General features: G+C 61.1%; 17 protein-coding genes. 10 read left to right on the plus strand and 7 right to left on the minus strand.

Going from position 1 to position 13494, the window contains the following annotated elements:
• Window positions 1–8: 8 nt before the first annotated feature.
• Genes IPK79_00335 through IPK79_00350 form a run of 4 tightly spaced genes read right to left on the minus strand, consistent with a single transcriptional unit; the run spans window position 9 to window position 3307 of the window.
• Window positions 9–1391: a hypothetical protein gene (locus IPK79_00335; GenBank protein ID MBK8188880.1), complete on the minus strand. Its 1383-nt coding sequence runs from the start codon at window positions 1389–1391 to the stop codon at window positions 9–11.
• Between the two features lie 2 nt (window positions 1392–1393).
• Entirely contained in the window at window positions 1394–1606 is a 213-nt protein-coding gene (locus IPK79_00340) for a hypothetical protein (protein MBK8188881.1), read from the minus strand.
• Window positions 1607–1620: 14 nt separating this feature from the next.
• The gene (locus IPK79_00345; GenBank protein MBK8188882.1) at window positions 1621–2541 is read right to left on the minus strand and encodes a hypothetical protein; all 921 of its coding nucleotides are present in this window, start codon (window positions 2539–2541) and stop codon (window positions 1621–1623) included.
• Window positions 2522–3307 carry a ParA family protein gene (locus IPK79_00350; protein MBK8188883.1) on the minus strand — a complete coding sequence of 262 codons (786 nt, stop codon included), beginning with the start codon at window positions 3305–3307 and terminating at the stop codon, window positions 2522–2524. Before IPK79_00350 ends, IPK79_00345 begins: the two co-directional genes overlap by 20 nt.
• 214 nt (window positions 3308–3521) lie before the next feature.
• On the opposite strand from IPK79_00350, the gene IPK79_00355 reads away from it, so the two are divergent.
• A complete protein-coding gene (locus IPK79_00355) occupies window positions 3522–3785 on the plus strand; it encodes a hypothetical protein (protein MBK8188884.1) in 264 nt (87 codons plus the stop codon).
• A gap of 38 nt (window positions 3786–3823) precedes the next feature.
• On the opposite strand, the gene IPK79_00360 is transcribed toward IPK79_00355, so the two are convergent.
• From IPK79_00360 to IPK79_00370, 3 genes are all read right to left on the minus strand, one after another.
• Window positions 3824–5296 (minus strand): recombinase family protein, encoded by a 1473-nt coding sequence (locus tag IPK79_00360; protein MBK8188885.1) that lies wholly within the window; start codon window positions 5294–5296, stop codon window positions 3824–3826.
• A gap of 90 nt (window positions 5297–5386) precedes the next feature.
• Window positions 5387–6916, minus strand: coding sequence for a recombinase family protein (locus IPK79_00365; protein ID MBK8188886.1), 1530 nt, complete (start codon window positions 6914–6916; stop codon window positions 5387–5389).
• 281 nt (window positions 6917–7197) lie between these two features.
• Entirely contained in the window at window positions 7198–7701 is a 504-nt protein-coding gene (locus IPK79_00370; GenBank protein MBK8188887.1) for a helix-turn-helix domain-containing protein, read from the minus strand.
• 109 nt (window positions 7702–7810) lie between these two features.
• Between IPK79_00370 and IPK79_00375 the strand changes: the two genes are divergently transcribed.
• The 9 genes from IPK79_00375 to IPK79_00415 all read left to right on the plus strand — a co-directional run bounded on the left by IPK79_00375 (window position 7811) and on the right by IPK79_00415 (window position 13494).
• Window positions 7811–8095 carry a hypothetical protein gene (locus IPK79_00375; protein ID MBK8188888.1) on the plus strand — a complete coding sequence of 95 codons (285 nt, stop codon included), beginning with the start codon at window positions 7811–7813 and terminating at the stop codon, window positions 8093–8095.
• A gap of 243 nt (window positions 8096–8338) precedes the next feature.
• Window positions 8339–8515, plus strand: a complete 177-nt coding sequence (locus IPK79_00380) for a hypothetical protein (GenBank protein MBK8188889.1) — start codon at window positions 8339–8341, stop codon at window positions 8513–8515.
• A gap of 4 nt (window positions 8516–8519) precedes the next feature.
• On the plus strand, window positions 8520–9260 hold the full coding sequence (locus IPK79_00385; protein MBK8188890.1) for a hypothetical protein: 741 nt from the start codon (window positions 8520–8522) through the stop codon (window positions 9258–9260).
• Window positions 9253–9711, plus strand: coding sequence for a hypothetical protein (locus IPK79_00390; protein ID MBK8188891.1), 459 nt, complete (start codon window positions 9253–9255; stop codon window positions 9709–9711). Before IPK79_00385 ends, IPK79_00390 begins: the two co-directional genes overlap by 8 nt.
• A gap of 226 nt (window positions 9712–9937) precedes the next feature.
• Window positions 9938–10378 carry a hypothetical protein gene (locus tag IPK79_00395; protein ID MBK8188892.1) on the plus strand — a complete coding sequence of 147 codons (441 nt, stop codon included), beginning with the start codon at window positions 9938–9940 and terminating at the stop codon, window positions 10376–10378.
• Entirely contained in the window at window positions 10365–11156 is a 792-nt protein-coding gene (locus IPK79_00400) for an ATP-binding protein (protein ID MBK8188893.1), read from the plus strand. The genes IPK79_00395 and IPK79_00400 overlap by 14 nt, the downstream gene beginning before the upstream one ends.
• Window positions 11156–12514, plus strand: coding sequence for a replicative DNA helicase (gene dnaB, locus IPK79_00405; GenBank protein MBK8188894.1), 1359 nt, complete (start codon window positions 11156–11158; stop codon window positions 12512–12514). Before IPK79_00400 ends, dnaB begins: the two co-directional genes overlap by 1 nt.
• 214 nt (window positions 12515–12728) lie before the next feature.
• Window positions 12729–13244 carry a hypothetical protein gene (locus IPK79_00410; GenBank protein ID MBK8188895.1) on the plus strand — a complete coding sequence of 172 codons (516 nt, stop codon included), beginning with the start codon at window positions 12729–12731 and terminating at the stop codon, window positions 13242–13244.
• Window positions 13237–13494 (plus strand): hypothetical protein, encoded by a 258-nt coding sequence (locus tag IPK79_00415; GenBank protein MBK8188896.1) that lies wholly within the window; start codon window positions 13237–13239, stop codon window positions 13492–13494. The genes IPK79_00410 and IPK79_00415 overlap by 8 nt, the downstream gene beginning before the upstream one ends.

Raw genomic sequence — 13494 nt, forward strand, 5'->3', positions numbered from 1 at the left:
TTCGATCCTCACGATGGTTGCAACTGATTCACAGTCTTCTGCAAAAGCGCCTGCGCCGTGTAGGCATTCAGCGCCACATGGTAACGCTGCTGGTACTCCTGGCGCACGCGATGCGCCGATGGCGGTGCGCCTTCGCTGACGCACACGTACTGGATGAATGCCTGCATTTCGGCGTGGCGCCGGGCGCGTTCGTCTTGCGGTGCGACCGAGGCCGTGTAGACCGGTTCTGCGCTTTCTTCGGGCGCAGAAGGGCGTGACGCTGTGCGGCGATTGACCGGCTGGAGCGTCAACGTCGTGCGCTTGCCCTGCCACCAGCCATTGATGCCTTGAATGATGCGTTCCTGATCTTCGGCGGGCACCCAGGGCGCCTGGAACGCCCAGATTTTCGAGCCATTGAGCGTGAACATGAAGCTGCCAGAGCCTGGCAACTTGTGCGCGTTCAGTTCGCTGCCCGGCACGCCGGTCGCGTAGTAGGCTTCATCGCTCGAAGCCACCAGGCCCACGGCGCGCGCCGGCACGTTGGCGACAGCTTCCGGCGTCAGCGACGCCTTCGAGATTTTCTGCGTGCCGCCGATCAGGTGGATTAGCAAGCCGCGCCCTTTCTCTGCCAGCATCTTGAAGTAGGTGGCGATGTCGGGCTGCTTCTCGATCAGCGCCGACAGTTCATCGATCACCACGACCAGACGCTGCCAGTTGCCGGCGCGCCCGCCGTTGACCGTCGCCTCACGTTCGCGGCGCTCCATCTCCTCGACGATGGCGGCCAGCATCGCGCACGCTTCTTCCGAGTCGGTGACGACCGGGTGTGCCAGATGGGGCAGCCCGGCCAGACCGGGAAAGCCATCGACCGCTTTGGGGTCGATCAGGATCATGGCGGTTTCTTCCGGGCTGGAAGCGACCGCCAACGACAACACCATCGCTTTCATCAGCGTGGTCTTGCCGCTGCCAGTTGTGCCGGCGGCGATAAGGTGCGGCGTGGACGAGGCAGCCAGACTGAAGCGTAACCAGGACGGCGAACGCACCTGCGAGCCAAACGGCACGAACGAGTGATCGTAGTGCTCGCCAAGCGTCACAACCGGCGCGCCCCTGGGGACGCCTTCGAGCATCGCACGCAGGGAGACCGGCTGCGGATCGGTGCGCGGGACGATGATCGCAAAGCGTCCCTGCTTGATCCAGCGCACCTGGACAGTGCTGTTGCGCGTGGAGGTCAGCGCCTGCTCAATCTCCTTTTCCAGCTTGACGATCTGGTCAATGGTGGCGCCGTCGAGCGGCGTCAACACATGGACGTTCTCGCTTGCCGTCTGGTAAGAGACCGGGTGCGCTTCGATGCGCACCTTGCGCTTGTAGGCTTTGAGTACCTGCACGATTGTGTAGGCTTCGTCACGCATCCCCATGATCACCACCACCCTAACGCCAGCACCAACGATGCCAGCACCGCATTGACAGACAAGGCGCCGCCCGACAGCGCCAGAATCACCAGCATCAGGCCGATGCAGAACTGACTGAGCCGGTCACGCACCACATTGCGAGGAAAGCCGGCTTCCAGCGCCAGGAACGCAAAGCCAAGCGCCACGCCGCCCACGATTGCCATCCCAAAGATCATCGGCACGGGCATCGACCACCTCACACCTGCGACAAAATCAGATTGCGCAGATCGTCCGCGCCTTCCCATGCGCGGATATACTCCTTGAATTCCTCGACACGGCTGGCGGGCACGTGGAAGGAGACGTGATCTTCACGGCTTGCACTCTGCGCCCCACCGTTGCGAGAAGCACCAGCGTTTTTCGTTGCGCTGCGTGCGGCGCCGCTGCCACCGCCATTACTGCGCGCCGGCGCGCTTTGCGTCGTCGTGTCAGCGTCGTCGTCTTCGTAGAGCACATCGTCGCCGGCCTCGTCCTCGATAGGCGCGATTTTGGGTGGGCGCCCGATGTGTTCCGTGTTTTGCCAGAACTGCTGCCCGTTGCGCTCGACCATGCGCACGGCAGGCAGCGTGACGTACTTGCTGCTGTGCCGATGCACAAAGCTGATGGTCAGCCCGGTCTTGCGCGCCAGCGCCGTAACGGTCATCTCGCCTTTTTCGAGCTTATCGCGCCAGCGCGCGCAAGCATCCTTGAGCTTGTGGTGTTTGTCGGCGTCGTTCAACTGCTTGCCGTGGCGCGTGTTGGCAAGATAGGCAGCGTCCTTCGCTTCCTCGTGCGTCGAAACGCGCCAACGCGCGGCGATCTGGGTGTAACCCTCGCGCTTGTGCGCTTCGGTGCGCTGCCAGCCATCGGTGACGCACCAGCGCCCCTCGACAATGCGAATTTCGATTTCGCCCAAATCTTCGCCGGCGGCCAGGCGCTCTTGCAGTTCCACAACGTAATCGTCGTGGATATGCTCGACGCGCATCTGGTACTGCGCGTCGAAAACAAGATCAGCAATCGTCGCCTGTCCTTCCGTCCAGCGGTTGGCATCCAGGTCGATCACCTGTGCGCCGCCATTGCCGTTGTTTCCGAGCATCTCAGCGATGGAACCGCCGAGTATCTCACGCAGGTTGACTGACACGTTCACCTCCGACTGCCCAACGAAGACCATCCGCCAATTCCGACGACAACAGGGCGGCGTGCGCATGGTACGGGAACGCCTCCCACAGTAGCAGCCCCACCTTGCCGGCGCGGTCGATGTCAACCGCAATCGGAATCACGCCGGTCAGCGTGGCGTGACTGACGCCGCGCACCTGGTCACGCAAGGCGAGCAACTGCACTTCGCTCTCCTTGTTGCGCCCGTCGAACATGTTGGGCACAACCAGGAGCTTTGCTTGCGGCAAACCCGCTTTGCTGCGCACGTTCTGAATCACTTCGACAGTCGGCTGGAATGCCGACACATCTTTCGCCCGGCACGGCACCGGAATCACAACCACATCGGCGGCGGCCACGGCCATCTCGCTGAAGTAGCCGTGATCCGACGTGTCGAAGACCACCGCGTCGCCATCCCACTGCTGGCGCACGCGTTGGCGGAAATCCGTCACGGGCTTGTGCGCGCCGAGCACGCCGGCTTCCGCCATTGTGAGCAGGTCGTTGGCCGGCAGCATCCATGCGTGCTGGCGCGCCGCCACGACCATTTCTTCCAACCGCGCCGACGCCAGCCCCATCGTCCACGCGGCGGCAGCCTCGCCCTTCTCAACGCCCAGGTTGGCGCAAAAGTGCGCCTGGGGATTCAAGTCGATGCCGAGCGTCTTGACGCCGCGCTTTGCTAGCGCGCCGAGTAGGTGCGCCGAGACCGTCGTCTTGCCGGCGCCGCCTTTTGCCACGAACACTGTGATTACCTGCATGAGTCTGTCACCTTTCCTTGTGCGTATTGCCGATCTGCAAGATAGGATAGATCGGAAAATGATGATTGTCAATACTAAAACTCAAAACTTATAGACCAAAACACAAAAATAGTGAAAATCGGTTTGCAAATTTTGGGTTATAGTATTGACATTTGGGATATAGCCTCTATAATCAGGGTGTCATCTATGTCGCGAAAATAGATAGGAGCTACGCGTGCGTTCGTCTCTCAATATCAAGTTCATCGATGGAGACCTCAAATGGCAGTTGAAGATCAGTATCAATCAGTTGAGTATCCGGGCCGGATTTGGCACGGGCTATCTCAGCCAGTTGATCCGCGATCACCCGGTTGACGTGAAGCTGAGCACGGTCGATGCGATCTGGACGGCGGCGATGGTGCGCTACGCCGAGATCGGCGTCGAACCGCCAGACGACCTGTGGGAGCGCATGGTCTACCACGATCCAACCGATAGCGCATAGCGGCGCGGCATGTCCATACCACACAGATTTGCGCCAAGTCAGACGAACTCGATCCGCTCGATGATAGCACTTCGATCTTTTCTTCCCTTCCCGCCCGGTCTCACGTAGATTCTCAAGCAACCCGACAACCAAGCCTGTAGCTGCGCCGGTGTCGCCTCGTCAAACATGCGGTCGCCTAGCGCGTGCAGCGCCGCCAGGTTATCCGCCGAATGTTCGGCGGATTCGATTGCCGCGCGCTGCGCCAGCAGGTCTTGCTCGGCATCGTCCAGGCGTTTGCGTTCTGCCTGGAACGTCGCCATTTGCGCGTCGAACCAGTCGAGTTGCGTTTCCGGTAAATGCACGTAGGTGTGCAGCAGCCGGCGCTCTTTGGCGAGCAGGCGCTCACGCGCGGCGGCCACGCCGTCCAGTTCGGCGTCGATGCGCGCGGCGTCAGCGGCGTGCATCTGGCGCGCCACCTCGCGTGCGTCGGCGTTGGTTGTCAGTTGTTGGATGGCGAGTCGCGCGATAGTCAACAGGCGCTTCTCACTGACGTTGTGGCGCCCCTCACCGCGCTTCTCGCAGTAGTAGCATCGAAAGTGCGTGATGGGTGGATTATGGGACGCGTGCGCGGTGTACATCGGCTGATTGGCGACGGCGCACCAGACGACGCCGGCCAGGATACTGAAGGGTGGATCGTGCTGCGTGGTCAGCGCGTCGATCTTGGTCTGGATGCGCGTCAGTTCCGCGTCGGTGATGATGGCCGGGTGGTCGCCGCGCACCCTGGTCAGCGGGCGTGCGTTTTTCGAGACGCGGTTGACCAGGATGTAGCCGGCGTAACGGTCGGGAATGCGGAAGACCTTGCGCAGCGCGCCGTAGTCCCAGAGCTTGCCGCTTGGCGACGGCTGGCGCTCAGCCTGGAGTCGCTGCGTAATGGCGACGCGTCCCAGGTCTTCATCAAGGAAAAGATCGACCAGAATGTAGCGGATGACGGCGGCGGCGGGCGGGTCGATGACGACGGTGCGTGCGCCGGTTTCGCTGTAGTGGTACTTGTAGCCCCAGGGCAGATGAGAAGGGAATTGCTTGTGCTTGGCGACGCGCTCGATCATGCCGCGTTCGTGCTCGTTGACGATGCGCCGCACGGCGCTGTGGGCAAAATGCGACTCGATCACGCCGAGCAGTCCGGCGCCTTCGGAGTCGCGCAGCGCCTTGATGTCGAGCGTGACGGGCAAACTCTGGCGCGGCACGACGATGACGCCATGCTCAAGGCAGAATCGTTCCAGCGTGACGATTAGCGCATCGGTGCGGCCTAGCCTGTCGCGCGAACGGCACACTATGGCATCGACGGCGCCGGCGCGCACCAGACGCAGCAACTCGCCATAGGCGTCGGGATAGGTCTCGGCGGCGGTGGATAGCTCTACGATTGAGCGGCTGCCGATGACCTGGAGATCGGCAACGATGGCGCCGGTGTAGCCGGGATAGTGGCGCGCCAAATCGGCCACGAACTCGTGGTTGAGCCGGCGTTGATCCGGCAAGGACTCTTTCTCTGCCTGGGCGCGGCTAGACACCGCCGTCCAAGAGACAAACCGGATATGCGATTGCGTCACCCTGTCACTCTGCCGATGTCAGACCAGCCAGCGCACCGCCGTGATCTCTGTGCTGCCGGCTGTCGGTTTCACTTCCACGCGCACAACCTGCGCCAGCCACATCTGCGCCCCACGCAGATCGGCGGCGCGATGTTCAATTAAATAGCGCCCGATGCTTTGCACTTCACGTAGACGAGCGGCGATGCTTTCGGCATCCGCCACGGCGCCGACCTGTGTGCGTAGTGCGTCGAGTTGCGCCTGGAGGTTGATTGCCTCCCGCTTCAGGCGTTCCATTTCGGCCCCAAACAATTCCGGCGCCAGATCATCGCGCTCGACGTACAAGTTGAGAAGGCGCTGCTGTTTCTGAGCAATCAACGCCAGCGCCTGATCGAGCACGCGCTGGCGTTCACCCACGTCAGGTGCATTTTCAAGCAGCGTCTGGCGCGCCTGTTCGGAAAACGCCGAAAGATCACCGCTTTGCGTCAACTGGTCGATGGCGGCAATCAGCACGGCCTCGATCTCTTGCTCTGCGATGCTGTGCTGTGGCCGGCAGTGCGTGCAGCGCAGCCGGCGGTAGGCTATGCGTTCGCTGCCGGACTGGTAGTACTGCACTTGGCTGGAGAGCGTCTTGCCGCACGCGGTGCAGACCACGACGCCGGAAAAGACACTGCCGCGCCCGATGCGCGCCTGTTGGCGCGTGGCGCGCAAGCTCAATACGTCTTGGCGGTCGCGCTCGCTGATGATTGCGGCGTGGTCGCCGCGCACCTGCACCGGCGTGCGTCCAGTCTGTGAGCGACGGTTGAGCGAGATGTAGCCGGCGTAGGCGTCCACGTTGGCGACGATGTGTTTTGCCATGTCGGGCGTCCAGGCGGCGCCGCGCGCTGGACGGTAGCCGCCGGCGTTAAGCGCTTCGGCAATCTCGCGGTAGTTGCGGTGCGTCAGGTAGAGCCGGATGGCCTCCTGGATGGCGGCGCCGGCTTCCGTATCGATCTGAACAGTGGGCTGGCCGTCTGGCGTGAAACGGTAGATGTAGCCGTAGGGCAAATGCGACGGGAAACGCTTCTCGACGCTCACGCGCGCCGTCATGCCGCGTGCGTGCTCGTTGACCAGGCGTCTGACCGCTGAGCCAGTCAGATACCCCTCGACGGCGGCGGTCAGGCCGGCGCCCTCCGAGTCGCGCAGCGTCTTGATGTCGAGCGTCGTCGGCAAACTCTGGCGCGGCACGACGATGACGCCGTGTTGCAGGCAAAAGCGTTCAACGGTGATCGATAGCGCATCGGTGCGGCCTAGCCTGTCGCGCGAACGGCACACAATGGCATCGACGGCGCCAGCGCGCACCAGACGCAGCAACTCGCCGTAGGCGTCGGGATAGGTCTCGGCGGCGGTGGATAGCTCTACAATCGAGCGGCTGCCGATAACCTGGAGATCGGCAATGATGGCGCCGGTGTAGCCGGGATAGTGGCGCGAGAGGTTGGCTACAAACTCGTGATTGAGCCGGCGTTGATCCGGCAGAGATTCTTTTTCGGCTTGTGGGCGGCTACTAACGGCAGCCCACGACACAAAACGCAATGATTCGTGTGAATTTTGTAAGTTTTGCACGTTGAACCGGCTTACTAGAATATGCTATGCTTGCCGATAGCCTTCAACCTATCGCCTACCGGGGATCGAGGAGATTCGCGATTTTTCCCCTTTTTGTCAATGGTGACAAGATAACCAGATCGCGACGTATGCCTGAATTCGAATACGACTCAGAAAAAGACCTGATCGCTGAGGAGAAAGACGCCGTTGCGCGTCGCGTAGCTGCGCTTGAGTTGTTGCTGCAATATGCAATCACGCAACGGCTTAAACGGTCACGGCATATCATCGTGCAAGGTAGCCGCAATTTGATCGCGGACTTCCTTGCCGGCCAGTCGCTCAATTGATTCGAGCAGCCGGCGCTCTTTGGCATGGTACTCTTGCAGATCGACGCTGGCCTTATCAATTAGACGAAGCATATTCATTGCTTCCTGACGACGCAGCGCGGATAGTCCATCGACAATGCGCGCCGCTTCGCGCGCTTCGTCGGTGAGCAACGGACTACGCGGTAAGGACGTTGGATCGTTGGTGCGCGCCAGAAGGAAATCTGTTGTTGTATCGAGGATGTCGGCCAACACCAACACGATACCCGCATTGGGTAGCGTCATGTGCTTGCGTTTATCGTTTTCCAGACGCGATAGGTACCCCTGCGACAAAGCGATCCCGCGCTTGGCGCACTGTTCGGCTAACTCCAGTTGCGTCATGTTGTTCAACTGACGCAACGTCGCCACCCTGCCGCCAAACGTACTGATCATAGATGGACTGACCGTTAATTTCACATCGCCCTCCTTGCAACTAAAGCCTCGATGATCGTGCAACTTGCCACTTGCACTATTCCTGAGTGAATGATATTATTCATACACGCTATATTTTATGAGAGGAGATAGCATGTCTGAATCAAAATCGGGCGTCGCACCCCTATTTGTCAAGGCAAGCACGGTGGCACGGCTTGCCCAACTCAAACAGCGACGCGGCGCCCGGACGTACCGCGAGTTATGCGACCAGATTCTTCACCCGCGTCTCGCCGTCGAGACGGAACGGGATGAATTCCGGCGCATCAACATCTCCCCTGAAGCAATGGCGACCCTGCGCCAGTTATCGCGCACAGCAACAGATCGTCGTGCGTCATACGACGACATTGTGAACGCCGCCATCGATGAGGCGTCCCGATGAACTTTTTGTTTACTGTGCGCCAGAACGGATGTTCCATACCAGTTTTTTCCAGCGGTCAGGCTGGTGAAACTGCAACTCAGGTGCTGCTGTCGGCGGTGCGTATTGCGCCGAACATTCTGCGAGATTGCACGTGCGTTCTTCCTAATAATCGCGCAGGTTGTAAGGAATGTCAAGACCGATACAAATATGCCGGGCGGAATAGTTTATGCGCTTTGCATAAAGAAGCAGGAAGGGAGGAGACGAATGGCGCCTAGTTGGTTATGGCGCGGCGCGGTATTGGCGGTGGTTGCCGGCGTCGATGTGGTGCTGGTGTTGCCGCTGGCGATGGTGACGTGGTTAATGCTCGGCAGCCTGCACAAACAAGAAGAACGCTCTGCGGAGCTTGTGTTTGGGGAGCGGTATATTCGGCTGAAAGGGTGACACTATGCTCAAGGAAGATGAAATGGTGTTGGCGTTTATCCGCCAACATCCAGATACGCGTTTGACGGCAATCGCGGCGGAACTCAAGTTGCCGCAAGCGATCATCGTCGGCTCGTTGGGCCGGCTCCAGCGCAGCGGCGCGATCCGGTACACGTACAAGAAGATTGGGGAGCGCAACAATCAGGCGCGTCCGCTCGATTTCGAGTACCAGTTTCAGGTGTTGCAGCCGGCGGCGCCCGGCGAACGCGATGCGACCTGGGACGAACTGACGGGACGCGTGGCTCGGCCCGCATTGGCGGACGCAGAACGCGTTGTGCTTCGCCAGATTGGGCGGGCGATTCACGGCGTCACCGGCGATCCAGTGCCGACAGTGCCGCCATCGGCAACTGACGCAAACCTCCCTGTCCACGCCCCGTGCGCCATCTGCGGGTCTTCGGCGCACCCAAACCTCATCGTTCGGCATATCAAAACCAAATACGGCGATTACGGCCTACGCCGCCTGTGCCATGCGTGCGGACGGGCGGTGGGCGATCTCGACATGGAGGAGTATCGCGGCCGGCTCTATGCGCGCGCCATGAATGCGCTGGCGGAAGCGGCGCACATCCTGAGCATGGCGCCGGCCAACGACAAGGCGCTGGCGGGGCTGGCAAATATCGCCACGCTGCAAGACGCGTTCGACTCGCGTGTAATCGGCTTCCAGTGCGAGATCGACGCCGGCGACGTAAAGGCGGTCGATCATGAGTGACGATTGGAAGTTCGGCGGCTTCGATGACCCTGAAGAAAACTGGGTCAAGCTGCCCAAAGCGATATACGAGAACCTGGCGCGTTTTTCGAGCGAGGCTGAGTTGAAGGTTGTGCTCTATGTGCTGCGCCACACGTGGGGTTACGGCGACGACTACAAGGCGATGAGCGTCGATGAAATCTGCGCCGGCCGCAAGCGCAAGGATGGCACGCGCATCGATTCCGGCACGGGCTTGCAGCCCCAGGCGGCGCGCGATGGCATCAAGCGCGCCATCGAACATGGCTTCGTGCGCGTGTGGCTGGATGCATCCGATCCGGGCCGGCAGGTCAAGTATTACATGCTGGCGCGCCACGATCTTGACCGTCTCCCACCCGGCGTCGAGCAGCTTTTTGAGGCCGAAACCGGGGGTGAAAATCACCCAGGGGGGAGTGAAAATCACCGGGGGGGAGGGTGAAAATCACCCAGGGGGGGTGAAAATCACCCAGGGGGGGGGTGAAAATCACCCATCGTACAGAGATAGATACTTAGATAGATCATCAGATAGAAACTTAGAGAGAAATGTTGAGGGGGGCAATGCACCGCAAGCGCCGCTACCAGCATCAGGCAACGCCAACGCCGACCCATTCTTTGGGCAATCGCGCGCGTCCTGGTACGGCTTTGGCGGGCAGCGTAAACGCGCCATGCAGAACACCGACGCGGCCGTCAGGATTGGGCTGGACGCACCGGCGTTCACGGCGCTGGTCACGCGGCTGGTGGAAATCCATCACCTGGTCGCGATTGTCGATGCCGGCGATGACAATGAGTTGCGCCGGATGCAGGAGCTTGCCGTGATGCTGGCTGGCGCGTCCTTCCAGATCGACACCGTTGAGAAGATCGACAAGCTGTACGCGGCTTGGAAGAAGCAGTACGGGAAAGGCGACGTGGCGCCCTACGCCAACTCGCTCAAGAACTACGCTAGTTCGTTAGCGCAACAGGGGAGATTGAAAGATGGACATGTCATTGACGCCAGTGGCACGCGTGCTGTCGCTGCCGAAGGGGCGCGAACTCAAGCCGCCCGCGCCAAGCAGCGCGCCACTGCTGCACAGTTGCCCGCATTGCCGAGCGGGGATGTTGATTTCTAGCGGCATGACTCTGCGCGAAGCGATGGCGCTGCCGGATGGCGATTTGCTGCGCAACGCCGACTCGCTCTTTTGTCAGTGCGACGCCGGAAGCGCGCTGCTGGCGATGATCACGCGCCGCAACGCCGACTTCATGCAGTGGCTGAAGACCACCGAAACCGCACAGCGGGAAGCTGCCGCACGCGTGGCCGCCGGCGCGTTCGGGCTGGCCGGCATTCCAGATCGCTTCCGCAACGCGACCTGGGCGGCGATGCGCAACCGATGCGGGAAAGACCCGGAGAAGCAAGAGGCGTTGACGCTCACCTACCGGCTGATCCAGGACGGCTACATCGAGCGCGGCGGCGTCAAGAAGAAATCGCTCTTGCTGTGGTCGAAGCGGCGCGGCACAGGCAAGACGTACCTGGCGACAGCGGTCTTCAAGCAGGGGATCAAGAACCGGCCCGGCTTGTGGATTTGGTTTCATCGGCTGGTCGAGTCGGTGCGCGCCGGCTACAACAGCGACGGCGACGCCTACAAGCTGCTGGCGCAAGCGCGTGACATCGACGTGCTGATGATGGACGAATTGGGCCACAACTGGCGCGACGACGCCACCGCGCACACGGTCGAGGTGCTGCACAGCGTGCTGTTTTACCGGCACGCCTACGATATGCCGACGATCTTCACCAGCAACAAGTCGCCTGACGAATTGGCGACGATGTTTGGCGAGGAACATTGGCAGCGTATCGGGGAGATGGCGGCAATTGTGGAGATGGGCGGGGAAACGCTCAGGGAGATTGGGTGATGACAAACGACGCATCGGCAATGCTTTCACAGCCCTACGACCTGCGCGCCGAAAAAGCCGTCATCGGCTCGGCGCTGATCGACCCGGACGCCTACGACCGCGCCGCCGGCTTGGGGTTGACGGCGAAGGACTTCTACCAGGAAGCCAACACCGTAATCTGGCAAGCGATGGAGTACCTGGCGGCGCGCGGCGAGCCGGTCAACGATTTCGTGCTGGTGACAAACGAGATCGAGCAAGCCGGCGACCTCGACACGTTGGGGAGCGTGGCGTACCTGACGGAGTGCGCCGCCGACACGCCCAGCGCGCTGTACATCGACCACTATGCCAAGATCGTGCTGGCGGCTTCGCTGCGCCGGCGCATCATCGGCGCCGGCAGCGACATTGTGAAGTTGGCATACGAAGCGACCAACGACGGCGACCCGGCGCTGCTGCTGGATGCCGCTATGCAGAAGTTTATCGATATAACCGCCGAAAGTTCGGCGGGTTTTACGCCGGTCAGCAAAGTCTTGCCGGACGCGCTCAACCAGATCGAGCAGGGCAACACGACCGGGATCATGACCGGGTACGGCATGTTGGATCGCATCCTCGGCGGGTTGCGACCGGGCGAATTGAGCATCCTGGCCGGGCGGCCGGCGATGGGCAAGAGCGGCCTGGCGCAATGCATCGTCAACAACATCTGCAAGCGCGGGCGGAACGTTGCGCTCGTCAACCTGGAGATGAGCAGCCAGGAGACCACCAATCGCATTCTGTCGCAAGAGAGCGGCGTGCCGTTGACCACGATCCGGCGCGGCGGCGAGTACGTGGCCGAAGACGAGTGGGTGGCGCTGCTGGCGGCGGCGTCGGTGATCAGCGAGTTCGGCTTGTTCTTGCTCGACAAGCCGTCGGTGTCCGTGAGCCAGTTGCGCGGCGTCTGTCGCGGACTCCAGCGCACCTACGGCCTCGATATGGTCGTGATCGACTACCTGCAACTGCTTAGCACGGGCAAGAAGCAAGGCAGCGACGAGAACCGGCAACAGGAAGTCTCCTACATTGCACGCAGTCTCAAAATCCTGGCGCGTGAGTTGGGCGTGCCAGTGCTGGCGCTGGCGCAGTTGTCGCGTGCGGTCGAATCGCGCGCCGACAAGCGCCCGATGCTGAGCGACCTGCGCGAGTCGGGTGAAATAGAGCAGGCGGCGGATTCCGTGATGTTCATCTATCGCGATGACTACTACAACGAGGATAGCGAACGCCAGAACATTGCCGATGTCATCGTCGCCAAAAACCGCAACGACGGCACCGGGTCCGCGCCGCTCTACTTCCGCAAAGAGTTGACCGTCTTCCGTGATCTGGAAGTCTCACGCACCACATTGGAGTACTGAAAAGCAAAGCGCCGGCCATAAAGACCGGCGCTCGCCAACATCGGCAATGTGATGTTTGGGTGACGCCTTGATAGTAGCACACCTGTGCGGCTGCTGTCAAGCACTTCTCGTCAGTTTAGTTTGATAAGCCAAAGGTAATACCATGAGCGGAATTTGGAACGTAGAAAAATCGGGTGCTACAGGATACGCACATGGTGAAGGTGGAGCGCCGATCATGCGCGATGGGACGTACTTTTTCCGGCTCAAAACGCGCTGTTTTGTGCGCTTTGGCGAGATGTACGACGCAATTGTCGCCTACAAACGCGCGCATGACGGAAATTCACCCTCCGTGCGCAACCTGATGGCGATCTGCAACTACAACAGCACGGCGGCGGTGATGCACGCGTTGGAGGCGCTGGAAGCGGAAGGGCTGATCACGCGCGGCTACAACATATCGCGTCATATCTGCGTGGCCGGCGGTGCATGGACGCACGGCGGCGCGCATGATGCCGAACTAACGCCATACGCATCGATGGCGTGGACACGCATTGTCGAGTACAAGCAAGCGCACGACGGCAACGCGCCGACGATACACGACCTGATGGTGCGCTGTCGGTTTTCTAGCAAATCGGTCACACGCGCCGCTGTGGTCGAGCTACGCACGGCGCAATTGGTGCGAATGCCACCTGATCCGATTGCACGGCATCTGGAAGTAGTGGGCGGCCAATGGACGCTGGCCGGCGGTGAGTGAGCTTGTCGGCGCCAGCGTGCGCTTCGTCGGCAGCAACGGCGACACGCGTCTCGGTGTCGTGCTGGCTGTCGAGGCCGGCGGGTTGATCCAAGTCGCCTGGGATCGGTTTAGCGATTTAGAAGCTCGCTTCGTCGCCGCCAAGCGCAAACCGAGCGACCACGAGCAAGCCGCCATCGAGCCGCACAAGGCGTGGGTGTACGCCCCCGGCCACAGCGGATGGCCGGCGGGATCGAAATTGGAGATCGTGTAG

The sequence above is a fragment of the Vampirovibrionales bacterium genome (genome assembly GCA_016712355.1).
Lineage (GTDB): Bacteria > Cyanobacteriota > Vampirovibrionia > Vampirovibrionales > Vampirovibrionaceae > JADJRF01.